Below are 22,628 nucleotides of genomic sequence, written 5' to 3'. Positions count from 1 at the left end.
CAATTCGGCAAACGGATGATCCTCACCGAAAGCGACGTCAGCCAAATCATGGAGGCCACGCGGCCATGCCCCTCAAGCTCTACAGACGGCCAGGCGGGGAAATCTGGCATTACCGCGGCACAGTTGCCGGCCGGCGGATACGCGGCACTACGGAAACTGAGGACAAAACAAGAGCGCAAAGGATCGCGGCCGAAAGAGAGCGGCGCGAATGGACGCGTCATCTCGATGGACCTGGCGCGACGCTGACATTCGCCGACGCTGCAATAGCCTATCGCGAGGCAGGCAAGCCGACGCGCTTCCTCGAAGCAGTTGAGGACCATTGGAAAGACACCCCGATCAGGGAGATCACCGAGAATGCCGTGCGCCGCGCTTCTATTAAGCTCTATCCGATGGCCGGGCCCGCCACGCGCAACCGCCAGGCGATCGTGCCGACGCAAGCGGTGATCAATTTCTGCGCCGAGGAAGAATGGTGCCCCCGGCTGCGCGTCCGGCGCTTCAAGGTGAATACGAAAATCAAGGATCCGGCAACTCTAGCTTGGGTAACTGCTTTCGTGGCCAATGCATCGCCTCACCTTGGCGCGCTCTGCATGTTCATGTTCGCCACCGGCGCGCGCGTCGGCGAGGCCGTGAGCGTCGAATGGACCGACGTCGACCTCAACGCTCGCACAGTCAAGATCCGGCAGACGAAAGTTGGCGCTGAGCGGATTGCGCATCTGCCACCGCAGCTCGTAGCGGCGCTGTCAAATATCCCGTCGAATCGCAATCCAGAAGATCGGGTGTTCCGCTATGTCAGCCGCGAGAGCGTGCGGCAGGTTTGGGATGCCGCCATTAAGCGCGCGGGCATCAAGAAACTGTCGCCGCATTCATGCCGTCACGGCTTCGCAACGACGATGCTGCAGAGCGGAATCGACGTCAAAACCGTGGCGAAGCTGGGCGGATGGAAAGACGTCGCCACGCTGGTCAAAACCTATGCACACGCGATGTCTGATCTGACCCTTACAAACGTCATTTTTGGCACAAATCTGGCACAGCCTGAAAATAGCAGGGTAGTAAGGGGTTGAAACATAAAAAGAAATTGGAAAGCGGCATCAACCCTCGTTGGGGAGGGGTGGCCCACGGACGGCGATATGCGTTCAGCCCTCAGGCGTCAAGAGGAAAGTTTTTGTCGCTGGCGGGATACCGGCGATACGGGATCAGCATGTCGTGGGCTAAAACGCAAACAGCGGATCGAAGAGATCCGCCGTTGGGCTTCCGAACAGCAAGCTTCCTACCAGAGGTCGTAGCGCAGGCCGAGCTTGACCTGATGATTGCTGATGCCCTTGCGGATCGGATAGGAGGTCAGGCTCTCGGCCGTGACATATTCGGCATCCGGCGCGGAGAAGTACTGGTAGCCGAGATCTACAGAAACATTCTTGGTCACCTGATAGGCCAGGCCCGCATCCAGCGTGTAGGCGAGGGAATACTGGGTCTTGTTGTCGTTCCGGACGAAATCATCCGTAGGGTCGACATTGTCGGTGAAGTAACTCGCCGACAGCTTGTATTTGCTCCGGACCAGCCCAATGCCGGCGCCGAGGTAGGGCGTGATCCCGACATAAGTGCCGAGATCGACATAGCCATTGACCATGCCCGACAGGGAATAATTTTGCAGCGATGCCGACGCGATGGTCGCACCACCCGGCGGCGGCGTCGCCGAATCGTCAAAGCCGACGCCGATCTTGTTGCCGGGCAGATAGCCAAGATTGACGTCGCCGCGCAGATAGTCGTTGAAGTGGTAGCCGAAGCCGATGCTGGCAAAGGCCGGATCCTGCTTCTCGCTGAAGCTCGCGGGGGCGAAGGTGAAATCCTGATCCTCGTAGCTCTTCTGCGCCAGATAAGAGACGTCGCCGCGCAGATACCAGCCCGAGCCGACCTCGACCGGTTGATAGTCCGGCGCCTGATCGACATAGATCGGCGGATCGTAGTCCGCGGCCTGCGCCGGCGTCAGCGGCACAAGGACGAGTGCGGCGAGCGCCGGCGCTGTCAGCGATTTGAAATTCATGGGTCCCCGGCTCCTGAAATTGGCGCCCGTCATTTTGATCGCAAGCGCCGTTTCACCAAGCATTGTTAACCATAGTGGTTAAGTCAGGGTTAAGGATAACGCGGCGTACCGAATTGATTTCGATTGGGTTTCTTCGGCACACGCGGCCGGTTGAAAACGCGCAAACATCGGCAAACGAAAACCGCCCGGCAAGACCGGGCGGTTCGCGAATTCCTAGATTTCGAAGCGACTACTTGGTGTAGATCGGCTCCGGCTCTGGAACGTAGGGCTCCGGCGATGTGCAACCATTATTGCCGCCGAACTGATAGCGCAGACCGCCTCGTACCTCATGTGTGTTGATGCCATGGTCGAAGCCGGGCCCGGAACTGCTCACGTCGAAGTCGAACATGCGGCCCCCCTCAATGTGAGAGTAGCGATAGCCGGCATCCAGGATCACCCTGTCGGTAAGGCAATAGGACGCGCCGGCCATGAGCGCGTAGGCAAAGCGCCAATTCTTCGACCCGGGGTTGGTCTCGGTTGTGTTCGGGTCGTGGACGGTATCCCATTTGACGTGCGCGCCGCCGATGCCAGCGCCAACATAAGGCGTGATGCCGTGCCAGGTGCCGATATCGTAATAGGCGTTGGCCAAGAGCAGCAATGCGCTCATTTTCGACACTTCGACGGAGGTCGTAACGCCATCGTTGGTTGATCCGTTGAAGTCCGAAGCGAACCAATAGTCGGCTGTCAGGTCGGTACGGAAATGATCGTTGATCTTGTAGCCAATGCCGGCGCCGAGTGAGAAGCCGCCCTTAAGCTCGCCGGAATCGAAAACATTGCTGCCGGGAGGCGGCCCGTAAGTGATATAGTCGATGCCGCGCAAATCCGATTTATGATAGTCGATGTCGCCGCGGATGTACCAGCCGCCGAAATCGGCCGGCTGCTCGTAGGCGATCGGCGCCGGCGCCTCTTCGACCACCGGCGGCTCCGCCAGATCGGCGGCGAATACTGGCCCGGCCACACCTGCGAACAGCGCGGCAAGGAGGGCCTTTTTTGCTGTATTGAACATGTTTGTCACCCCTGAGAACCGTCGGGAAAGTCCAACTTGCCCGAATGTGATTGACCTCAGTTGTGGATAATGAATTGGAAAAGTTAAAAGGCGTTTAACCCTGTCGATTAACCACGAATTCTCGACATTTTAGCAAACAGTCTCCGCCGGCATAACGCTGGGACCAACCCTGGCCGAAACAAAAAGCCCGCCTGCAGGCGGGCTTGAAGTCTTGAGCCGGCAGTTCGCCCCTGCCGTTGGAGGCAGCGCAATCAGGCGGCGCTGCGCGTTTCCGAAATGATGTCGACGATGTCGTTGACCACGGCCTCGACCAGCTGTGGGTCGTCGCCCTCGGCCATGACGCGGATCAGCGGCTCGGTGCCGGAGGGCCGTATGACCAGGCGGCCGGCCTTGCCAAGACGGTTGCGCGCATCTTCGATCGCCGCCTTGACCAAGGCTTCTTCAAGCGGCTTGCCGCCGGCGATGCGGACATTCTTCAACAGCTGCGGCACCGGCTCGAATTTCTTCGACAATTCGCTAACCGGCCGGTTCTGCCGCTTGATGCAGGCCAGCACCTGCAGCGCCGAGACCAGCCCGTCGCCAGTGGTCGAGAAATCGGACAGCACAATGTGGCCCGACTGCTCGCCGCCGACATTCAACCCATGCGCGCGCATATGCTCAACGACATAGCGGTCGCCGACCTTGGTGCGATGCAGCTGCAACTTCATGTCGCCAAGGAAGCGTTCGAGGCCGAGATTGGACATCACCGTCGAGACGACGCCGCCGCCGGCCAGTCGCCCGCTCTGGTGCCAGGACTCGGCGATCAGCGCCATGATCTGGTCACCGTCGACGATGGTGCCGTTCTCGTCGACGATGACGACACGGTCGGCATCACCGTCGAGTGCGATGCCGATATCGGCGCGCACTTCATGCACCTTCTTCTGCAGGCCGGCCGGATGGGTCGAGCCGCATTCCTTGTTGATGTTAAAACCGTTCGGATCGACATTGATGGCAATGACCTCGGCGCCCAGTTCCCAAAGTGCGGCAGGCGCCACCTTGTAGGCTGCGCCATTGGCGCAATCGACGACGATCCTGAGACCCGACAGCGACATCGAGCGCGGCAGCGTGCGCTTGGCGAATTCGATGTAGCGGTCATGCACGCCGTCGACGCGCTTGGCGCGGCCGAGCCCGTCGGAATCGGCGAGCGCCAGTTCGATATCCTTGTCGAGCATGCTCTCGATGCGCTCCTCGATCTCGTCGGAGAGCTTGTAGCCATCGGGACCGAACAGCTTGATGCCGTTGTCGTAATAAGGGTTGTGCGAGGCCGAGATCATGACGCCGATATCGGCGCGCAGCGAGCGCACCAGCATGGCGACCGCCGGTGTCGGGATCGGGCCGAGCAGGAACACATCCATGCCGGCCGCGCACAGGCCGGACACCATGGCGTTTTCGATCATGTAGCCGGACAGCCTGGTGTCCTTGCCGAGCACGACGCGGTGGCGATGGCTGCCGCGCTGGAACGACAGGCCGGCGGCCATGCCGACCCGCATCGCGATCTCAGCCGTCATCGGAAACTTGTTGGCGCGCCCGCGAATGCCGTCGGTGCCAAAATAACGTCCTGCCATGCTTGCCAGAATCCCCGTCGGTTTTCAGCCGGCTCGTAGTGCCACAATTGGTCCGAGCCCGACTATCACATTGTGTGATTGTATATTACCAATTCTTAGAAAATCATTGTAGCAGGCTGTTCGGAGCGTTGGCAGCGTATCATGACACGGTGTTGCCGCAATATAGCATTCACACTGGGCCACACTGCGCAGATTGGGCCGGTAAGGCGGACTGTTGGAGGGGCAGATCGCAAGGGTCCATCACCTTATCGGGAGAACGCCGTTTAGCATCTGGCGCAGCCTAGCGTTGAGAGCTATTGATTGACACAGGTACAACCTATGGGCGCAGCAACGGGAGAAACGCCATGCTCATCCACCGACTTGCAACTTTGACGGGTCTTGCCGTCGCAACCTTGTTCATGGCGGCGCCCGCCAACGCGCTGACCATGGCCCAGTGTAGTACCAAGTATAAGGCCGCCAAGGACGCCGGCACGCTGAACGGGCAGACCTGGAATCAGTATCGGAAGGCCGAGTGCGGCACCGACGCGGCGGCCACCACCGAGACCGCAAAGCCGGCGGCCAAGAAGGCCGCTGCGGCCAAGACGGACACGACCAAGGCCGCCGCCGCTGCTGATGACGGTGCCAAGGGTCTGACGGCCAAGGAATGCAGCGCTAAATACCAGGCTGCCAAGGCCGCCGGTACGCTCAATGGCGCGAAGTGGAACGACTTCCGCAAGACCGAATGCGCCGCCGGCGCATCCGCCGCGGCAGAACCCGCCAAGGCCACGACCAAGGCCGCAGCCACAACCGACGATGGCGCCAAGGGCCTGACGGCCAAGGAATGCAGCACCAAGTACCAGGCGGCAAAGGCCGCCGGTACGCTCAATGGCGCAAAGTGGAACGACTTCCGCAAGACCGAATGCGCCGCCGGGGCCTCGGCCGCGGCAGCACCCGCCAAGGCAACCACCAAGGCAGCTGCCGACAGCAGCGGCAAGGGCCTGAGCATGGCCGATTGCAGCGCCAAGTACCAGGCTGCCAAGTCTGCCAATACTCTGGGCGGCAAGAAGTGGAACGACTTCCGCAAGGCCGAATGCGGCGCAGGCGCAGATGACGACGACACCGTGCCCGCTCCGAGCGAGGCGACCTATACCAGCGAGCCCGAGAAGCCCTCGGTCACCGCTCCCAAGGGCGTGAAGTTCCCGGCCGCGATCTCGAAGAAATACGCCGGCGAGACGCCGGCCAAGGGCCGCATGCACACCTGCCTCGAGCTCTACTACGCCAATAAGGATGCCAACACGCTGAATGGCCTGCGCTGGATCCAGAAGGGCGGCGGCTTCTACAGCCTCTGCAATGCCAAGCTGAAGAGCTGATCGCGTAGCCATATTCTCCAGACAGAGGCCCGCGCATCGCAGCATGCGCGGGCCTTTTTATTGCGCTCGAACACACCCGGCGTTGATCGACGTCTACATATCGCGGAAGCTGTCGGCATCATCTATTCGCCCACACTGCCCACCCCAGACATATCGGTGGTTCGCAAAGATTTCAATTGAACATATGCAGAACAAATGGTATACAAAAGGACATCGAACTTTTGTCAACCAGGAGGGTCTTATGTCCCGATTGAAATTGGCGGCATTGGCTGTGACGGCATGGATTGCGTGGAGCGTCACCCCTGCAAGCGCACTGACAATGAAGGAATGCGGCGAGGCCTATCGCACAGCCAAGGAAGGCGGCACTCTGAACGGCATGGATTGGACCGCTTTCCGCACCGAGAAGTGTGCGACGTCAGCTGCGGAGAGTGCCAATGCGGATGCGGTCAAAACCGAGCCGCAGCCGCAGAAGGAAACCAGCGCGGCGGTCGCCCCCGCTGTAGCGCCGACGGGCGTGACATTCCCGACCACCCTCGCCGCCGAATTCAAGACCGAGAAGCCCTCGAAGGCGCGGATGAAGACCTGCCTGCAGGGCTACCACGGCAACAAGGACGCGGGTACGTTGAACGGCCTTCGCTGGATCCAGAAGGGCGGCGGCTATTACAGCCTCTGCAACGCCAAGCTGAAGAGCTGATCGACCAGCAGCGTTTGAAGATCGAAGGCCCCCAACCGCAAAGGTTGGCGGGCCTTCTCTTGGGTCTTGCCCCGTCAAGCGCCTTGTTTCGAGAGCAGTGCGACCAGGCTTGTAAGATCGGCATCGGCCTGGCCGGCAGCCACCCCGCGCTTCATCAGGCTTTGCATCGGCAAGACGAGTTCGGTGCTGACATCAGCCGACCTGCTGGCATCGATGAGATTGACGTAGGCATCAGCCTGCATGCCCAGGTTGGAAACGACATTGCTGGTGTGATCGCCACTGTCGATCTGTTCCGCCCATTTCGGCAGCAGGCCTTGCATCGACTGAAGCCAGGAGGCCAGCAGCGGCATGAACTCGCCGGCAGGGATTCCTGCTGCGCCCGTCAATGCCAACGCTTGCAGAACGCCCGCGAACATGCCGTACATGCCGGTCAGAAGCGAAATATCATAGAGCGGCGCGAGGCCTGGATCCTCACCGAGATATTTGCTGGTGCCGAGCGCTCCGAGCTGCCCCGAACAGGCATCGAACGCCTGGCGCGAACCGCTGTAGAGAATCAAGGCGTGCGGCCCGCCCACCATCGGCGGCACCGCCATGATGCCGCCGTCGATATAGCTGGCGCCCTGGCTCACCGCCCAACCCGACATCGCCCGCGCCTGCTCGGGCGTGCCGTTGGTGAGATTGACCAATGTGCGGCCCGACAGCGCGTCTCGGCTTGGGCCGAGCACCTCACCAACGGTGTCATAGACAAGCAGGCACGCCACGATCAGTGGACTCGATCTGACGGCTTCCTCGACACTCTTGGCCACAGTGGCGCCCTTGGCTGCCAAAGCCTCAGCCTTTGCCGGAGAACGGTTCCACACCGTCACCGCATGTCCCTGGTTCAGAAAGGCTTCGGCAAGCGCCGTGCCCATGGCGCCGAGACCGATCACTGTTATGTCGCTCATTCTGCTTCTCCTTGGTTTCGTTGCGCGGTTACGCCGGTGTCGGGCTCAGGTCCTGGCCAAGGCCACCGTCCACGGTCAGCCGCGCGCCCGTGGTGAAGGTCGCGTCGAACGCCAGGAACAGCACTGCGCGCGCCACCTCCTCCATCGTGCCGTGGCGCTTCATCGGCGTGACCGCGTCGCCGATCGCCATGAAGGCGGCCCGCTCCTCGGCCGAGGCGTCCGCCACACCCATCGTCGGCGTATCGATGAAACCAGGGCTGACCACATTCACGCGGATGCGGCGCGGCAGAAGCTCGGCGGCCAGGACCTTGGCGAAGGCGCGCAGTGCCGCCTTCGATCCGGAATAGACGCTCATGCCGCCGGTGCCGGATTCGTCGGCGATCGACGAGGTGAAGACTATGGCGCCACCATCCCTGATGAGGGGCAGCAGGCGCTGCGCGGTGAAGAATGCGCCTTTGGTGTTGATGTCGAAGGTGCGATCGTAACTGTCCTCGGTGACCCGCTCCACAGGTTCGAGATTGGCCACCCCGGCATTGACGTGAAGGAAGTCGATCTGGCCAAGCTTCTGCCCCACTTCGGCACCGAGCGTGACGATATCGGCCATGTCTGAGATATCGGACCGCACGACATGAGCTCGCGAAAGCAGCTTGGCTCGCGCGGCCTCGATGTTGCGCTGGTCGCGGCCGGTGACCAGGACCTCGGCGCCGCTTTCGATCAGGGCTTCGGCAACGGCGAGCCCCATGCCGTGCGTCCCGCCGATGACAACGGCCTTCTTGTTTGCGTATCGTGTCATGATCCATCCGTTTTTGACAAAATCCGGCCGCCGACGGCCTTTGCAGGTCGAAGCGAGGTACCGATATGATGTTGTGGTGTTCGCCGATGCCGGCGAGCTGGTTTGAAGCTATGGACCGGCTTGGTTTTTCTCAAGTACCGACAAAAATGTAAGCTACCCACCGATTGCTCAGAATTGGATGAAACATGGGAAAGAAACAGCCAGATAGTTGCGGATTGGGGCCGGCGCTGGAGGTCATCAGCGGCAAATGGAAGGCGCTACTGCTCTGGCAGATTCACAAGGCGCCGGCACGATTCGGTGAGCTGAAGCGGCTGGTGCCTGACATCAGCGAAAAGATGCTGATCCAACAGCTGCGCGAAATGGAGGCCGACGGCATCGTCCATCGCGAAATCTTTCCCGAGGTGCCGCCGAGGGTCGAATACTCGATTACCGAATTCGGCATCGAGCTGGACAATGCCCTGATCCCGCTGGCCAGATGGGGCAAGCAACATGCTGGCCGGACTGACGGTGTGCGCCCCGGCAAAGCAAATGCATCCGTCCCGCATGCTCTTTGAGAGACCCTGAATAGCAAAACGCCGCGGATTGAGCCGCGGCGTTTTCTTGCATCAAGTGATGTCAGCTCAGCTCGACGGCTGAGGCTCCATGCCGCCTTCGGGCTCGGGACCCTTCTTGCGGCGGCCGGACTTCGGCACAGCCGAGCCGCGGCTTGTGGGGGTGTCATCCCCCAAATCTCGCGCGGGCTTCTGCCCGGCGATCAGCTGCTTGATCTCTTCGCCCGAAAGCGTCTCGTATTCGAGCAGGCCCTGCGCCAGAGCGATCCATTCCTTCTTCTTCTTGGTCAGAATGGACTTGGCCGTGACATAGGCCTCGTCGATCAGCCTGCGCACTTCGGCGTCGATGATCTGCGCGGTCTCTTCCGAGACGTTCTGCGTGCGCGCCACCGAATGGCCGAGGAAAACCTCTTCCTGGTTGTCGCCATAGGCGACATGGCCGAGCTTGTCGGAGAAGCCCCAGCGCGTGACCATGGCGCGCGCCAGTTTGGTCGCCTGCTCGATGTCCGAGGAGGCGCCCGAGGTGATGTTCTCCTTGCCGAACTTGAACTCCTCGGCGACGCGGCCACCCATCATGATGGCGAGCCGTGAGATCATGTATTTGTAGCTCATCGAATAGCGGTCGCCTTCCGGCAGTTGCATGACCATGCCGAGCGCGCGGCCGCGCGGGATGATGGTCGCCTTGTGCAGCGGATCGGCCGACGGCACGTTGAGCGCCAGGATGGCATGGCCGGCCTCGTGATAGGCCGTGAGCTCCTTTTCGGCCTGGGTCATGGCCGACGAGCGGCGCTCGGCGCCCATCATGATCTTGTCCTTGGCGTCCTCGAACTCGGCCATGGTGACAAGGCGCTTGTTGCGGCGCGCCGCCATCAGAGCGGATTCATTGACCAGGTTCATCAGGTCGGCGCCCGAGAAGCCCGGCGTGCCGCGTGCGATCACCTTGAGGTCGACATTCGGCGCCAGCGGCACGTTGCGCACATGCACCTTGAGGATCTTCTCACGACCGACGATGTCGGGGTTCGGCACCACCACCTGGCGGTCGAAACGGCCCGGACGCAGCAGCGCCGGGTCGAGCACGTCGGGCCGGTTGGTGGCGGCGATCAGGATGATGCTCTCGTTGGACTCGAAGCCGTCCATCTCGACCAGCAGCTGGTTCAGCGTCTGTTCGCGCTCATCATTGCCACCGCCGAGGCCGGCGCCGCGATGGCGGCCGACAGCGTCGATTTCGTCGATGAAGATGATGCAGGGAGCATTCTTCTTGGCCTGGTCGAACATGTCGCGCACACGGCTTGCGCCGACGCCGACGAACATCTCGACGAAGTCCGAACCGGAGATGGTGAAGAACGGCACATTGGCTTCGCCGGCGACGGAGCGGGCGAGCAGCGTCTTGCCGGTGCCGGGAGGTCCGACCAGAAGCACGCCGCGCGGGATCTTGCCGCCGAGGCGCTGGAACTTCTGCGGATCGCGCAGGAACTCGACGATCTCTTCCAGATCTTCCTTGGCCTCGTCGACGCCGGCGACATCCTGGAAGGTGACGCGGCCATGCGCCTCAGTGAGAAGCTTGGCCTTCGACTTGCCGAAACCCATGGCGCGGCCGGAGCCGGACTGCATCTGGCGCATGAAGAATATCCACACGCCCAGGATCAGGATCATCGGCAGGTAGGAGATCAGATAGCTGAACAGCGAGTTGGAACCGTCCGACTCAGGCCGCGCATTGATGGTGACGTTCTTGTCCTGCAGCCGCGAGACCAGCTGCGGATCGCCAGGCGAATAGGTCTGGAAGCCATTGGCGTTGTCGGCGTAGGTGCCCGTGATGCGGGCGCCGGCGATGACCACCGTCTTGACCCGGCCGGCCGCGACCTCTTGCAGGAACTGCGAATAGGGAACGTCGGTCGAGGCCCCGCGAGTCTGCGGCGTCTGGAACAGATTGAAGAGAGCAATGAGCAGGACCGCTATGATCGCCCAGAGCGCGAGATTGCGATAATTCGGATTCATCAATTGTCCCGTTGGTGCCCGCTGGGACACGCGTCATGAGAGGAAACTTGCGCCTAACATAGGGAGAGCGCCCCCCCTTGCCAAGCATAACAGCACGTCTGGGTTAAGCTTTCGCGCCATGATCAACCGGCACTGTGGCGGCCAAAGGGCAAGCCGAGACAGGCGGTGCGCCGATCAACTCGGCCACGGCCTGCGCCAACACCAGATCGAAGCACGGCAGGAAACGGGCAAAGGGCGCAACGACCGGGCTGACGGCGATTGCCGGCGCCGCCGCTACATCCCCTGCAAAACCACGGCATTCGCCGCCGCGCCACAGCGCCGGTTCCGCAGCCAGGGCGGCGCGCACAAGGCTTGGCGGCGCGCCATCCCCGGCAATCGGCGTTTTGGCGGCGGCAGCGGCGCCAAGCGGCGCGATCAACCATGCACCCGGACTGTCGTCCAATGTGATCGCCCCGGCTTCGATGTGTGGCGTGATCCGCCGGCGACCGTCCCAAAGCAGAGTGCCAGCTACCGGCGCGGGACGCGGCAGGTCGCGCGATTCACGGCGCAGGAAGATGCCGTTTCGCCTGATATCGACGACCGCCCGCGACAATGTGGCGCAAAGCCGACCGGCCCGCATTTGCTCGAACAGCGCTTCGCTGCGCGCCTGGTCCGGCAACAAGGCGGTGCCGCCCGTCACCGCCAGCAGAACACGCAGCGCATAGACCGCGGCTTGCGTGTCATCCGCTTCCGCCAAACCGAGATCGAGACGGATGAGACCCCTCGCCGGCCGGCTGGCAAATTCACCGATCAGGGCGGCGGCGCGGCGACCGAGTTCCTCGCGATCGCCGGCAGCCCGCCCAGCCAGGCCGATTGCCTCGGCAAAACGCTGCCCGCTCCGGTCTTCGCCGAGCACGGCCCGGATGCGCGGGCGTTCGAAATTCGTGTCGATGTTGGTCGGATCCTCCGCCCAGCCGACATGTTCGCGCTGCAGGAAGGCGCGCAACGCCGCGCGCCGTACGCCGAGCAGCGGCCGCGCGATCCAGATCCGCCAGTCATAGAGGGTGGCCGGCGCCATGCCGGCGAGACCTCGGCCTGCAAGCTCTCGCCCGTCATTCCGCGCGACTCGCATCAGGACGGTCTCGGCCTGGTCGTCGGCGGTGTGGCCGGTCACGATCACACCGATGCCTTGCGCCTGCGCTGCCTCGGCCAGCAACCGGTAGCGCGCCTCGCGCGCCGCCGCGGGCAGGCCGGCCGACGGCTTGGCGCCGGACCAGTTGAGCGTCCGGTGCGCGATGCCGCGCTCGGCACAAAGCTTTGCCACGCTGCGCGCTTCGACTGCTGCTTCCGGACGCAGGCCGTGGTCGATCGTCACCGCCAGCAGCCGGGCTGTCGGGGCGCTGCGGTCGAGGTGAGCCTTGAGGAGAAGAAGGAGGGCGGTCGAGTCGCTGCCGCCGGACACGGCCGCAAGCGCGCCGTTGGTAAAGTCGATCTGCGAAAAATTCGAAAGGTCAGGCTCGGTATCGAGCATCAATGCATGTCGCGCAAAAGTGGTCCCGGTTCTGGGACAACACGGCAAAGACTAGCACGCCGCCAGCGCCCTCTCCTGCTTGACGCGTTCCTTGAGCGCGGCCGAAATATCGGGATAGCGCTTGCCGATCTCGCCGAAGGTGGCGCAGGCGACATCCTTCTGCTTGAGGCCGACCAGCGACACGCCAAGCTTCAGGAGCATGTCAGGCGCCTTCTTGGCCTTCGGATAGTCCTTGCTGGCGGAGAGGAAAACCTCGGCAGCGTCATGATACTTCTGCTGGCCAAGCAGCGATTCGCCAAGCCAGTAATGCGCGTCCGCCGCCTTGGCGTCCTTCGGGAAGCGGGCGATGTGGTCGCGAAAACCCTGCTCGGCGGTGCTGTAGTCGCCCGACAGGATGAACTGGTAGGAGTTGCGGTAGATCTCTTCCGGGTTGTTGGTGGCAGGCAGCGCCGCCACCACCGTGCCGTCCGACTTGCCGGTCTTAGCCCCGGCAGCCGGCGCCTCGGCGGCGGGAGCCGCACCTTCCGCCGGCGCCGCTGCCTGCGTGTTGCCGCCGGCGTCGATTACATTGCCGTTCTTGTCGACGGTAATGGTGCCGAAGGTCTTGGGCGGCGTGCCGTTGATCACCTTGCCGGGATCGCCGGTCTGCGATTCGACGATGACCTCGCCGACGCTCTGGCCGCCATCCGGCTGCGCGCCGGCATCGGCCGGCGCCTGGTCTGCCGGGGCCTCGGCGACGCCGGTGCCCGCGCCACCGTCCTGCGGCGCGGCCTCCGATTTCTTCTGGGCCGGCGGCTGCCCGCTGGAGCCGCCTTCCAACTGCTGGAAGCGGAACTCGTTGTCTTCCTGCTGCTTGCGCATCTGCTCCTGCATCTGCAGGATCTGGAAGTTGAGTTCCTCGAGCTTGCCGTTCATCTGCCGGAGCTGATCTTCCAGCCCCGCGGCGGCGGTGCCGTCCTGCTGCTGCGCGATCTGTTGCTGCTCCGGCTTCTCCTTCTTGCCGAAAATGCCGAGCGTCGGCAGATGGAAGGAAAAGCCGCTATCCGCGGGTTGTCCGGTGCCGCTCGCGGAAGCCGCGAAGCCTGATACGAGCAGCAGCGCAAGCGTGCCGCTCAAGACCGATCTGAAATGCATGTGCCTCTCGCCGTGAATATCGTGAGCCTGTTCGCGCCTTCCGATCACAGTGGGACCGGCACGACGCCCTCGGCTCTTAGCAGGAGGCGAGACTTCGGCCAAATTTTGTTTCCGGGTTTGTTTCCGGGACCGAAACTGAAAAAGGCGGCCACAAGGCCGCCTTTCGCATGGAAGTGTTGCAATTATGCGACTAAGGCCGCCGTCTTACTCATCAGGAGCCGGCGCCGGAGAGCGTGGTGACGGCGCGGCGATTCTGCGACCAGCAGGAGATGTCGTCGCAGACCGCGACCGGACGTTCCTTGCCGTAGGAAATGGTCTTCAGGCGGCTCGCCGAAACGCCCCTGGCGACCAGGAAGTCGCGGGTGGCGGCGGCGCGGCGGGCGCCGAGAGCCAGATTGTATTCACGCGTGCCGCGTTCGTCGGCATGGCCTTCGACGACGATGGCGTACTGCTTGTACTGGTTGAGCCACTGCGCCTGGCGCGACAGCGTCGTCTGCGCATCGGCGCGGATCGCGGTCGAGTCCGTGTCGAAGAAGATGCGGTCGCCAATGTTGACGGTGAAGTCCTTCGCCGAGCCGGGCGTTGCCGCACCCGCGCCGTTGAGGCCGAGCTCTTCAGCGCTGTTCGGGGTTTTCTTCGAGGCGCAACCGGTGATGGCGAGCATTGCGATCAGGGCGATCATCGCCGGGTTTCTGGTAAGTGCTGCGATACGGCCCATGCCGCCTCTCCTTCGTATTCGAGTGATCGTATTTCGAGTGATTTCGTTGATCACCCAGTAACCACGTTTGGGTTAACCGGCATTCAAGAAATACGGTTAATGTTTGGTTTCGATCGTCCGTCCACGACCTTCAAATCCACGGTCACAGTTGGCGCGGACCCTAGGCGGAAATGCGGCCGAAACGCGACTAATGAATGGAAAAGGGGCCAAACGGGCCCCTTTTTAGCAGGTGTGGCAATTCGGCCGAACCTACTCCAGCAGCGGCGACCAGGCGGGATCCGACGCGAAATTCGCGGTCGGGATCGACTGTTCGTTGCGGCCGGTGAGATCGACGGAAACCAGTTTTGGGCCGCCGGCGGAGTCGCGGAAGAACATCAGCACGCGGCCGTTGGGCGCCCAGGTCGGTCCCTCCTGCTGGAAGCCCGAGGAAAGGATGCGCTCGCCCGAACCGTCGGTCTTCATGACGCCGATCTGGAATTCGCCGCCGGTCTGCTTGGTGAAGGCGACGAGGTCGCCGCGCGGCGACCATACCGGCGTCGAATAGACGCCGTCGCCGAACGAAATGCGGGTCTGGCCCGAGCCGTCGGCGCCCATCACATAAATCTGCGCACGGCCGCCACGATCGGAAGTGAATACCACCTTGCTGCCGTCGGGCGAATAAGAGGGCGAGGTGTCGATGGCGGTCGAGTTGGTCAGCCGGGTGGTCGAGCGGCTTCGCAGGTCCATGGCGAAGATGTTGGAATTGCCGTCATCGCGCAGCAGGCTCATGATCACCTTCTGGCCGTCGGGCGAGAAGCGCGGCGCAAAGGTCATGCCGGGAAAGTTGCCGACCAGTTCGCGCTGTCCGGTCTCGATCTGCAGCAGATAGACCCGCGGCTGGCCGCTTTCATACGACATGTAAGTGATTTCCTGCCGATTCGGCGAGAAACGCGGCGTCAGCACGATCGAGCGGCCATCGGAGAGATAGCGCACATTGGCGCCGTCCTGGTCCATGATGGCGAGCCGCTTCTTACGCGCATTCTTGGCGCCGGATTCGTCGATGAAGACGACGCGTGTGTCGAAATAGCCCTTCTCGCCGGTGAGCTTCTCATAGATCGCATCGGCGATGATGTGGGCGACACGGCGTTGATTTGCGTCGTTGGCGAAAAACTGCTCCCCGGCTATCTGCTGGTTGCCAAAAATATCCCATAGTCGGTACTGGGCGCGGATTCGGCCGTCCGCCTCCTTGCTCACGCTGCCGGTGACCAGCGCCTGCGCATTGATCACCTTCCAGTCGTCGAAACGGGGCTGCGCATCCGGATTGGCGATCTTCTCGATGAAGGCGTTCTTGTCTATCGGTGCGAAGAGACCGGAGCGCTTCAGGTCGGCGGTGACGATCTCGGAAATCTGCGCGCCGAGCCCTCCCTGGAAATCTGGGATGGCGATCGGCATCGGTTCGACATTGCCTTTGTTGACGTTGAGCTCGAGGGTTGCTCGAGCAGGCAAGGTGACGACGGCGTTCATGCCCATCGCCATCGCGGCGACCATCAGGAGCGGCTTGAGGATGGATTTCATGTCTTCTCGCTTCTCTTGCTGATTTCTGGGTGCTCAGGCTACAGGCCAAGCATCGCTCTGGGATCGAAGTTGACGCGAACGTCGGACCAAATGTCATGCTTTCCGGCGGGCACCTGCAGGCCGGCGACATCGCATTTCTGCACAGCGCGAACCGCGCTGCTGTCGAATTGGGGGTTGCCGCTGGACTTCTCGACGGTCGGACGGCCCTCCAGCTTGCCGGAGGCATCCAGGCTGAAACGGATCACCACGGTGAAATCCTCAGAACCCTCAAGCCCAACCGGGAGGGTCCAGCAGCCACCGAGCTGTTCTTCCAATGCCCCTTGCTCGGACTTCGACAGCTTCTGGCCTTGATCCTTGTCGCCGCCTAGCGATGCCTGCTGGGTCGAGCGCTTGGCGCCGCCGCCGGATGGCTTCTGCTTGTCGAGCAAAGCCTTGATGTCAGCCTCATTGAACTGCTTGTCATCCGACTTCGGCTTCGACGAGGCTTCCTTGACCGGCTTGTCGGTGTCCTTGCGGTCCGGAGCCTTCGCGCTTTCGGCCTGCGCCGGCTGCGGCTTCGGCCGTGCTTCGGGAGCAGGAGCGGAAGTCGGAAGCTGCGCTTCTTCCAGAGGCTGCTGATCCGATATGGCTTCGGCGACCGCATCGGGCTTCACGCGTGGCTTCGGCTCTATGGCGGCGGTCGTGTCCGGCTGCGGTGTTGGTGCAGGCTCCTTCACCGGGGTCGGCTTCGGTTCAACCTGCTTCACCGGCTCGGGCTTGACCTCTTCCTTCGGCTGCGGCTCCGGCGCCACCTCCGTCGCAGGTGTCGGCTTCGGCGCTTCCTTCGGCTTCGGCGTGTCCTCGGTCTTCGGCTTTTCGGTCGGGGTCGGCGCCGGAGCAGCCGTCGCTGTTTTCTCCACCGGCTTCGGCTTGGGCTCGTCCGTCACCGGCTTGTCGGTATCAACGCTGTTCTCGCCGATTTTCTGTGCATCTGGCACGATGTCGGGACGCTTGGTCGGCATCGGCGCCGATTTTTCGTGCATCACCGCCTTCTTGTCGCCCTGCAGCGTCTGCGCAATGGCTTCCATGGGAACGATGTCGACCGCTATCGACTCGACATCCGTAGACGGCAGCGCGGCCGGCGCCGACAGGGTGAACAGGCCGAAAGCCAGTGCCACCGTATGCAGTATCACCGATGTGGTGAGGCCGGTCTTCATCGTGCGTCTACTGATCCTGTTGCTGCAGTGAAATCAGGCCGATATTCTTGTAGCCGGCGGCCTGGATGAGGGCCATGACCTCCATCGCGGCGCCATAGTTGGTCGCCTTGTCGCCGCGGATGAAGATGCGCTCTTCGTAGCCGGTCTTGGAAATCGCCTGCAGCTTGGCGACCAGCTCTTCCCTTGGGATTTCGGTCTCCTGCAGGAAAATCTTGCCGGCCGCGTCGATCGAAACGGTGATCGGCTGGGTGTCGGCGTTCATAGCCTTGGCCTTCGTCTCCGGCAGGTCGACCGGCACTCCGACCGTCAACATAGGTGCGGCGACCATGAAGATAATCAAGAGCACCAGCATCACGTCGACCATCGGCGTGACGTTGATTTCCGACATCAATGCATGGTGGCGGCCGCGCCGCCTGTGTCCGCGCCCGCCGCGTCCTGCCATGCCAACCGACATACCCATCTTCTTACCTCAGCCCTTAGGCGCTACTTTTTCATCGATTTGGCGCGAGAGTATGGCGGAGAACTCATCCGAGAACCCTTCCATCCGCACCGCGATCTTGTTCGCGTCGGATGACAGCTTGTTGTAGGCGATAACCGCCGGTATGGCGGCGAGAAGACCGATGGCCGTCGCCAGCAGCGCTTCGGCAATGCCGGGTGCAACAACCGCGAGACTGGTGTTCTTCGAACCGGCAATCGCCTGGAACGAGGTCATGATGCCGATGACGGTGCCGAACAGGCCGATGAAGGGTGCAGCCGAACCGGTGGTGGCGAGAAAGCCGAGACGGCCCTCCAGCTTCTCCATCTCGCGCGTCAACGCCAGGTCCATCGCCTTGTCGATGCGGGTCTGCAGGCCGAGCGGCGATTTGGCCCCCTTCTCGAAGCTCTTCTTCCATTCGCGCATGGCGGCGACGAAGATCGCACCCATGCCCGTGGTCTTCCGGTCGGCAAGCGTGCGATAGAGCTCTTCCAGCGACTGCCCCGACCAGAACACCTGTTCGAAGCGATTGAGCGACAGACGCATGCGGGCATAGCTGACCAGCTTGTCGACGATGATCGCCCAGGTCCAGACCGAGGCGCAGAGCAGACCGATCATGACCAGCTTGACCACCCAGCTGGCCTGTGTGAACAGCGCCCAAATCGACAATTGCGCTGCCGGATCGGCGAGTGCGGTAGTTTCCATGCTTCAGTCCTTAAGATTTTCCGGGCATCGCTGGCGGCTGGCCCATGGGCATCCCTTGTGGTCCGTTCGCGCTTGGCTTCCGGATTAACCCCAAAATGCACCGTTGGCGGCCTTTTCAGGGCAAATATTGGTGAAAGGAAGGCGCGCGGATTCTTCCAATCTTCACCGATCTCTTCATGAACCGTTATGGTTAAGGATGGGTTAGGAAATATGGCGCGGCGCATTGCCGCGCCCAGCGACGCCGCAGGCCGTCCATCCACAATCGAATGCGCTGCCGATTGGCCGCTCGTTGCCGGCCGCCAGACCTTGATATCAGCTTGCTCTCGGTAGAAAGGCCGCGATCCATTCTTTCGGAAAGCGTTTCGGCCTGCCGTTCTCGCCGATGATCGCTGCCTCGACCTTTGCCTCGACCAGCACCTCTGTCCCGCGTTTCAATTGCTGCGCCATGACGATGCGGGCGCCGGAAATATCCTGCGTTGATGTGTCGATGGTCAGGATATCGTCCATGCGGGCAGGTGCACGGAAGTCGATCTCCATGCGCCGCACCACCCAGACGATCCTCTCGCCGTGCTTACCTTGGTGAAGTTCGGTGTGGTGGACGCCGGCCAGCCTGAGATAGTCCGAGCGGCCGCGCTCGAAGAATTCCAGATAGCGGGCGTGATAGACCACGCCGGAGAAATCGGTGTCGGCATAATAGACCCGCGCCATCAGCCGATGGCCGAATTCCATCAGCGCGCCCGAAAGCCCGGCAGCGAGTGCCGCCGATTCACCATGATCGTCCATCGCGCTTTCCTTTTTGCCCCCGGCGGGGCACCTGTCTTGCCAAAATCACCAGCGCAGCAAACCGGATGGCACTGTTGACGGCGATGATCAAGACCGTGATGGCAGCGCTGCTGGTGCTGGCGGCGTCTGCGCTGCCCGGCCATGCCGCGAGCTTTTCGATCAAGCGCGGCCTCAACCTCGACCAGTGGACGACCTGGGTCGGGGAAGACAAATGGAACGACCGACAAGCCATCCTGCCCTATCCGGAATGGCGCAAGTTTCTCCACGAGGATGACCTCAAGGCGCTGAAGGCCGCCGGTTTCGACTTCCTGCGCATGCCAGTCGATCCCTCGCCGTTCATGTCGGACCAGACGCTGGCGCTGCGCGACGATCTTTACGCCAGCGTGCGGGACTCGGCCCGCATGATCAACCGCGCCGGTCTGAAAGTGATCGTCGACATGCACCTGATCCCCGCCGGCGGCGGCCGCGAGATCGGCATGGGCCAGGTCATGGACGATCCCGCCACCTTCGACGCCTATGTCGAGGTCATCCGCAAAATTGCGCGCACGCTGGCCTCCGAGGACCCGGCGCAGGTCGCCTTCGAGCCGATGAACGAGCCGATCGTCGACTGCGACAGCGATGGCACCAGCCTCTGGCCGGAGCGTCAGCAGAAGCTGTTCGCGGCCGCGCGCGCCTCGGCTACCAGGCTGACGCTGATCCTGACCGGCGCCTGCTATTCCAACGCGGCCTCGCTGGTCAGGATCGATCCGAAGACCATCCCCGACGACAACATCATCTGGACCTTCCACTCCTACGACCCGTTCGTGCTGACCCATCAGGGCGCGACCTGGGCCGGCGATTTCATTCCCTATGTCACCGGCCTGCCCTATCCGCTGACCGCGGTGCCGCGCGCCGAGCTCGATGCGACGCTGGATGCGATCCGCGCCAAGATAAAAGCCGAGGCGCCGTGGACCAGACGGAACGGCCTGCTCGCCTATCTCGATGAACAAGTCGCCAGCATGGACACGGGCGAAAAGCTGCTCGGCGTCATGGATGCGCCGTTCGAAAAGGTCGAGGCCTGGGCGAAGGCCAACGCCATCAAGCCGGAAAACATCACACTTGGCGAGTTCGGCATGGTCCGCCAGGAGTATGGCAATGCCTATGTGATGCCGCCCAAATACCGCGCCGCCTATGTCAAGGACATGATCGCGCGCGCCGAGGCGCATGGTTTCTCATGGTCGGTGTGGAGTTTTGGCGGCGCCTTCGGCATCGTCGACGCTTTCAACGGCGAAAAGGCCGAACCCGCCGTGATGGATGCGATCCGCTCGCTCCATTAGCCCTAGGGCATGTCGAGATTCAGGTCAGGCCGAGTCGAAAATGAGGGGTCCGAAAACCGGAACGGAGCGGACTTTGGTCCGTGACTACCGGAAGCGCAGGAACACCTCATTTGCAGGCCGGCATCACCTGAATACCGGCATGCTCTAACCGAGGTCGATCTGTAGTATTTCCGGCCGCATGCCGAAGCGCACCGGTGCGATGCTGAAGCCGAGCCCGCCTGACACGATCAAATTGCGGTCATTCTCGACGACATGGCCATAGGCGAAACGGTTGCCGAAGCGGGACGGAACCACCGGTGAATAGCCGAACAGCCTGACCTGCCCGCCATGTGTGTGGCCCGACAGCGTCAGCGAAACCCGCCCCGGCACTTTCGGGAAAATATCCGGCTCATGCGCGAGCAGGATGACGGGCGCCTGGTCGATGATCTTGGCCAGCGTGCCGTCGAGATCGTCCAGGCCTTCAAATCTGTCGCGGCCTGCGGCCTTGTTCGGTAACAGGGCCAGCTGGTCGGCGAGTCCGGCGATCCAGAAGCCGTATCCATTCTTTTCCAGACGCACAGCGTCGTTCTCCAGAACCGAGATGCCGGCCCTTGCGCGCCACAGTCGGCCCCGCTCCGGCCTGCTGCGCGAAAGGATCGTGCCACCAATCGTGATTGCCGAGGATCGACAGGACACCAAGCGGCGCCTTCAGTCCTGACAAGGCCGTCGCCCATTCATGGGCTTCCATCCGGTGCATCAGCAGGGACATGCCTGAGATATAGTCGCCGAGCAGTACGATCAGATCGGGCTGCAGCACGTTCGCACCCTCGACGAGCGAAGCGATCCGCTCAGGCGTCATCCAGGGGCGGCAGGCGTGAATATCGGCAAGTGCTACAACGCGCAGCTTCAAGCCCGCCGGCCAATGCGGCGGCGTCAGCTGGTAGCGCTTCACATGCGTCAACAGCATCGGCTCTATGCCGACCGCATAGGCACTGAGCGACGCCAGCGAGAGGAACGAACCCCCGACGAATTTCAGGAACCCGCGTCTGGTGATCACTTTTCTGGCTCCGACGCTTGATCGGAGCAGTTCGCGCCGACACTACGACGCCCGATAGCATCCAGGAATGCGCCTTCACGCTGGCAGGCTTGAGGAAATTCTGCGCAGACAGCCCGTTCCGGAGGACAAATCTCCGTTACTCTTCCTGGAACAGGTTGATCTGCTGCTGCGCCAGATCCTTCGGTGCGTCGAGGCCGAGATGGCGCCAGGCATTGGCGGTCAGCACGCGGCCGCGTGGCGTGCGTTGGATGAAACCCTGCTGGATCAGATAGGGCTCGATAATGTCCTCGATGGCGTCGCGCGGCTCGGACAGGCCGGCGGCGATGGTTTCGATGCCGACCGGCCCACCACCGAAATTGCGCGCGATCATCGAGAGATAGCGGCGGTCGAGCGCGTCGAGGCCGAGCGCGTCGACCTCCAGCCGCGTCAGGGCTTCGTCGGCAACCTGCTTGTCGACGTGACCGTCGCCGGCAACGGAGGCGAAGTCGCGCACCCGGCGCAGCAGCCGGCCGGCGATGCGCGGCGTGCCGCGGGCGCGACGTGCGATCTCCAGCGCGCCATCGTCGCCAAGCGGCATTTGCAGGATGCGGGCGCCGCGCCGCACGATCTGCTCCAGTTCCTCGACAGAATAGAAATTGAGCCGCACCGGAATGCCGAAACGGTCGCGCAGCGGGTTGGTCAAAAGGCCGAGCCTGGTGGTGGCGGCGACGAGCGTGAAGCGGGCAAGATCGATCTTGACCGAGCGTGCCGCCGGACCTTCGCCGATGATCAGGTCGAGCTGGAAATCCTCCATCGCCGGATAGAGGATTTCCTCGACTGCCGGATTGAGCCGGTGGATCTCGTCGATGAACAGTACATCGCGGTCTTCCAGATTGGTGAGAAGTGCGGCGAGATCGCCGGCCTTGGCGATCACCGGACCGGAGGTCGAGCGGAAATTGACGCCGAGCTCGCGCGCCATGATCTGCGCCAGCGTTGTCTTGCCAAGCCCCGGCGGCCCGACGAACAGCACATGGTCAAGCGCCTCGCTGCGGCCCTTGGCGGCCTCGATGAAGACTTTGAGGTTGGCCCGCACCGCGGCCTGGCCGACGAAATCGGCGAGCGTCTGCGGCCGCAAGGTCTGCTCAGCATCCTCGCCGCGCTTTTCCGGGGCAATGAGGCGGGGTGAAAGGCTCATGCGGCCTTCCTCGC

General features: G+C 62.5%; 20 protein-coding genes and 1 pseudogene. 5 read left to right on the top strand and 16 right to left on the bottom strand.

Features of this window, described 5'->3' with window-relative positions; translation table 11 throughout:
* Positions 1–65 precede the first annotated feature (65 nt).
* Positions 66–1,061, top strand: coding sequence for a site-specific integrase (locus X751_RS148210; RefSeq protein WP_023744992.1), 996 nt, complete (start codon positions 66–68; stop codon positions 1,059–1,061).
* 206 nt (positions 1,062–1,267) lie between these two features.
* On the opposite strand, the gene X751_RS148215 is transcribed toward X751_RS148210, so the two are convergent.
* From X751_RS148215 to glmM, 3 genes are all read right to left on the bottom strand, one after another.
* On the bottom strand, positions 1,268–2,038 hold the full coding sequence (locus X751_RS148215; RefSeq protein ID WP_023684192.1) for an outer membrane protein: 771 nt from the start codon (positions 2,036–2,038) through the stop codon (positions 1,268–1,270).
* A gap of 229 nt (positions 2,039–2,267) precedes the next feature.
* Entirely contained in the window at positions 2,268–3,083 is an 816-nt protein-coding gene (locus tag X751_RS148220; protein WP_023684191.1) for an outer membrane protein, read from the bottom strand.
* A gap of 251 nt (positions 3,084–3,334) precedes the next feature.
* Complete coding sequence (gene glmM, locus X751_RS148225) at positions 3,335–4,687, bottom strand: phosphoglucosamine mutase (protein ID WP_023704880.1); 1,353 nt, start codon at positions 4,685–4,687, stop codon at positions 3,335–3,337.
* Between the two features lie 344 nt (positions 4,688–5,031).
* On the opposite strand from glmM, the gene X751_RS148230 reads away from it, so the two are divergent.
* The gene (locus X751_RS148230; RefSeq protein WP_023744991.1) at positions 5,032–6,036 is read left to right on the top strand and encodes a hypothetical protein; all 1,005 of its coding nucleotides are present in this window, start codon (positions 5,032–5,034) and stop codon (positions 6,034–6,036) included.
* Between the two features lie 241 nt (positions 6,037–6,277).
* Positions 6,278–6,730: a hypothetical protein gene (locus tag X751_RS148235; protein ID WP_023744990.1), complete on the top strand. Its 453-nt coding sequence runs from the start codon at positions 6,278–6,280 to the stop codon at positions 6,728–6,730.
* Between the two features lie 74 nt (positions 6,731–6,804).
* Here X751_RS148235 and X751_RS148240 read toward each other — a convergent pair whose 3' ends face one another.
* Both X751_RS148240 and X751_RS148245 read right to left on the bottom strand, forming a co-directional pair.
* Entirely contained in the window at positions 6,805–7,674 is an 870-nt protein-coding gene (locus tag X751_RS148240) for an NAD(P)-binding domain-containing protein (RefSeq protein ID WP_023744989.1), read from the bottom strand.
* A 28-nt stretch (positions 7,675–7,702) separates the two neighbouring features.
* Positions 7,703–8,467, bottom strand: coding sequence for an SDR family oxidoreductase (locus X751_RS148245; RefSeq protein ID WP_023744988.1), 765 nt, complete (start codon positions 8,465–8,467; stop codon positions 7,703–7,705).
* Positions 8,468–8,652: 185 nt separating this feature from the next.
* Here X751_RS148245 and X751_RS148250 point away from each other — a divergent pair, with 185 nt between their 5' ends.
* On the top strand, positions 8,653–9,021 hold the full coding sequence (locus X751_RS148250) for a helix-turn-helix domain-containing protein (RefSeq protein ID WP_023704885.1): 369 nt from the start codon (positions 8,653–8,655) through the stop codon (positions 9,019–9,021).
* 66 nt (positions 9,022–9,087) lie between these two features.
* Here X751_RS148250 and ftsH read toward each other — a convergent pair whose 3' ends face one another.
* From ftsH to ybgC, 9 genes are all read right to left on the bottom strand, one after another.
* Complete coding sequence (gene ftsH, locus X751_RS148255; RefSeq protein ID WP_023673598.1) at positions 9,088–11,013, bottom strand: ATP-dependent zinc metalloprotease FtsH; 1,926 nt, start codon at positions 11,011–11,013, stop codon at positions 9,088–9,090.
* A gap of 103 nt (positions 11,014–11,116) precedes the next feature.
* The gene (gene tilS / locus X751_RS148260; RefSeq protein WP_023744987.1) at positions 11,117–12,523 is read right to left on the bottom strand and encodes a tRNA lysidine(34) synthetase TilS; all 1,407 of its coding nucleotides are present in this window, start codon (positions 12,521–12,523) and stop codon (positions 11,117–11,119) included.
* 51 nt (positions 12,524–12,574) lie between these two features.
* Positions 12,575–13,657: a tol-pal system protein YbgF gene (ybgF, locus tag X751_RS148265; protein ID WP_023694601.1), complete on the bottom strand. Its 1,083-nt coding sequence runs from the start codon at positions 13,655–13,657 to the stop codon at positions 12,575–12,577.
* 211 nt (positions 13,658–13,868) lie between these two features.
* Entirely contained in the window at positions 13,869–14,375 is a 507-nt protein-coding gene (gene pal / locus X751_RS148270; RefSeq protein ID WP_027050585.1) for a peptidoglycan-associated lipoprotein Pal, read from the bottom strand.
* Positions 14,376–14,624: 249 nt separating this feature from the next.
* Positions 14,625–15,929, bottom strand: coding sequence for a Tol-Pal system beta propeller repeat protein TolB (gene tolB / locus X751_RS148275; RefSeq protein WP_023673841.1), 1,305 nt, complete (start codon positions 15,927–15,929; stop codon positions 14,625–14,627).
* Positions 15,930–15,967: 38 nt separating this feature from the next.
* Complete coding sequence (locus X751_RS148280; RefSeq protein WP_023711977.1) at positions 15,968–17,125, bottom strand: TonB family protein; 1,158 nt, start codon at positions 17,123–17,125, stop codon at positions 15,968–15,970.
* 7 nt (positions 17,126–17,132) lie between these two features.
* Entirely contained in the window at positions 17,133–17,585 is a 453-nt protein-coding gene (tolR, locus tag X751_RS148285; RefSeq protein WP_023673843.1) for a protein TolR, read from the bottom strand.
* Positions 17,586–17,594: 9 nt separating this feature from the next.
* Positions 17,595–18,305 carry a protein TolQ gene (gene tolQ, locus X751_RS148290; protein ID WP_023673844.1) on the bottom strand — a complete coding sequence of 237 codons (711 nt, stop codon included), beginning with the start codon at positions 18,303–18,305 and terminating at the stop codon, positions 17,595–17,597.
* A 312-nt stretch (positions 18,306–18,617) separates the two neighbouring features.
* Positions 18,618–19,088, bottom strand: a complete 471-nt coding sequence (gene ybgC / locus X751_RS148295) for a tol-pal system-associated acyl-CoA thioesterase (RefSeq protein WP_023711978.1) — start codon at positions 19,086–19,088, stop codon at positions 18,618–18,620.
* A 65-nt stretch (positions 19,089–19,153) separates the two neighbouring features.
* Between ybgC and X751_RS148300 the strand changes: the two genes are divergently transcribed.
* Positions 19,154–20,404 carry a cellulase family glycosylhydrolase gene (locus X751_RS148300; RefSeq protein WP_023711979.1) on the top strand — a complete coding sequence of 417 codons (1,251 nt, stop codon included), beginning with the start codon at positions 19,154–19,156 and terminating at the stop codon, positions 20,402–20,404.
* Positions 20,405–20,548: 144 nt separating this feature from the next.
* Here the strand turns inward: X751_RS148300 and X751_RS1000000168615 are convergent.
* Together X751_RS1000000168615 and ruvB are read right to left on the bottom strand one after the other, a co-directional pair.
* Positions 20,549–21,440: pseudogene (locus X751_RS1000000168615) on the bottom strand (metallophosphoesterase).
* Between the two features lie 136 nt (positions 21,441–21,576).
* A complete protein-coding gene (ruvB, locus tag X751_RS148305; protein WP_023688958.1) occupies positions 21,577–22,614 on the bottom strand; it encodes a Holliday junction branch migration DNA helicase RuvB in 1,038 nt (345 codons plus the stop codon).
* Between the last annotated feature and the right edge of the window lie 14 nt (positions 22,615–22,628).

Source organism: Mesorhizobium sp. LNJC394B00 (genome assembly GCF_000502555.1).
Taxonomy (GTDB): domain Bacteria; phylum Pseudomonadota; class Alphaproteobacteria; order Rhizobiales; family Rhizobiaceae; genus Mesorhizobium.
Note: the sequence above shows the minus strand (reverse complement) of the source record. Positions and strands in the feature narration are given on the sequence as shown.

Bases quoted from the DNA above. Each gene is read 5' to 3' on its own strand.
- X751_RS148210 (WP_023744992.1), top strand. From the start codon at position 66: ATGCCCCTCAAGCTCTACAGACGGCCAGGCGGGGAAATCTGGCATTAC.
- X751_RS148215 (WP_023684192.1), bottom strand. From the start codon at position 2,038: ATGAATTTCAAATCGCTGACAGCGCCGGCGCTCGCCGCACTCGTCCTT.
- X751_RS148220 (WP_023684191.1), bottom strand. From the start codon at position 3,083: ATGTTCAATACAGCAAAAAAGGCCCTCCTTGCCGCGCTGTTCGCAGGT.
- glmM (WP_023704880.1), bottom strand. From the start codon at position 4,687: ATGGCAGGACGTTATTTTGGCACCGACGGCATTCGCGGGCGCGCCAAC.
- X751_RS148230 (WP_023744991.1), top strand. From the start codon at position 5,032: ATGCTCATCCACCGACTTGCAACTTTGACGGGTCTTGCCGTCGCAACC.
- X751_RS148235 (WP_023744990.1), top strand. From the start codon at position 6,278: ATGTCCCGATTGAAATTGGCGGCATTGGCTGTGACGGCATGGATTGCG.
- X751_RS148240 (WP_023744989.1), bottom strand. From the start codon at position 7,674: ATGAGCGACATAACAGTGATCGGTCTCGGCGCCATGGGCACGGCGCTT.
- X751_RS148245 (WP_023744988.1), bottom strand. From the start codon at position 8,467: ATGACACGATACGCAAACAAGAAGGCCGTTGTCATCGGCGGGACGCAC.
- X751_RS148250 (WP_023704885.1), top strand. From the start codon at position 8,653: ATGGGAAAGAAACAGCCAGATAGTTGCGGATTGGGGCCGGCGCTGGAG.
- ftsH (WP_023673598.1), bottom strand. From the start codon at position 11,013: ATGAATCCGAATTATCGCAATCTCGCGCTCTGGGCGATCATAGCGGTC.
- tilS (WP_023744987.1), bottom strand. From the start codon at position 12,523: ATGCTCGATACCGAGCCTGACCTTTCGAATTTTTCGCAGATCGACTTT.
- ybgF (WP_023694601.1), bottom strand. From the start codon at position 13,657: ATGCATTTCAGATCGGTCTTGAGCGGCACGCTTGCGCTGCTGCTCGTA.
- pal (WP_027050585.1), bottom strand. From the start codon at position 14,375: ATGGGCCGTATCGCAGCACTTACCAGAAACCCGGCGATGATCGCCCTG.
- tolB (WP_023673841.1), bottom strand. From the start codon at position 15,929: ATGAAATCCATCCTCAAGCCGCTCCTGATGGTCGCCGCGATGGCGATG.
- X751_RS148280 (WP_023711977.1), bottom strand. From the start codon at position 17,125: ATGAAGACCGGCCTCACCACATCGGTGATACTGCATACGGTGGCACTG.
- tolR (WP_023673843.1), bottom strand. From the start codon at position 17,585: ATGGGTATGTCGGTTGGCATGGCAGGACGCGGCGGGCGCGGACACAGG.
- tolQ (WP_023673844.1), bottom strand. From the start codon at position 18,305: ATGGAAACTACCGCACTCGCCGATCCGGCAGCGCAATTGTCGATTTGG.
- ybgC (WP_023711978.1), bottom strand. From the start codon at position 19,088: ATGGACGATCATGGTGAATCGGCGGCACTCGCTGCCGGGCTTTCGGGC.
- X751_RS148300 (WP_023711979.1), top strand. From the start codon at position 19,154: ATGGCACTGTTGACGGCGATGATCAAGACCGTGATGGCAGCGCTGCTG.
- ruvB (WP_023688958.1), bottom strand. From the start codon at position 22,614: ATGAGCCTTTCACCCCGCCTCATTGCCCCGGAAAAGCGCGGCGAGGAT.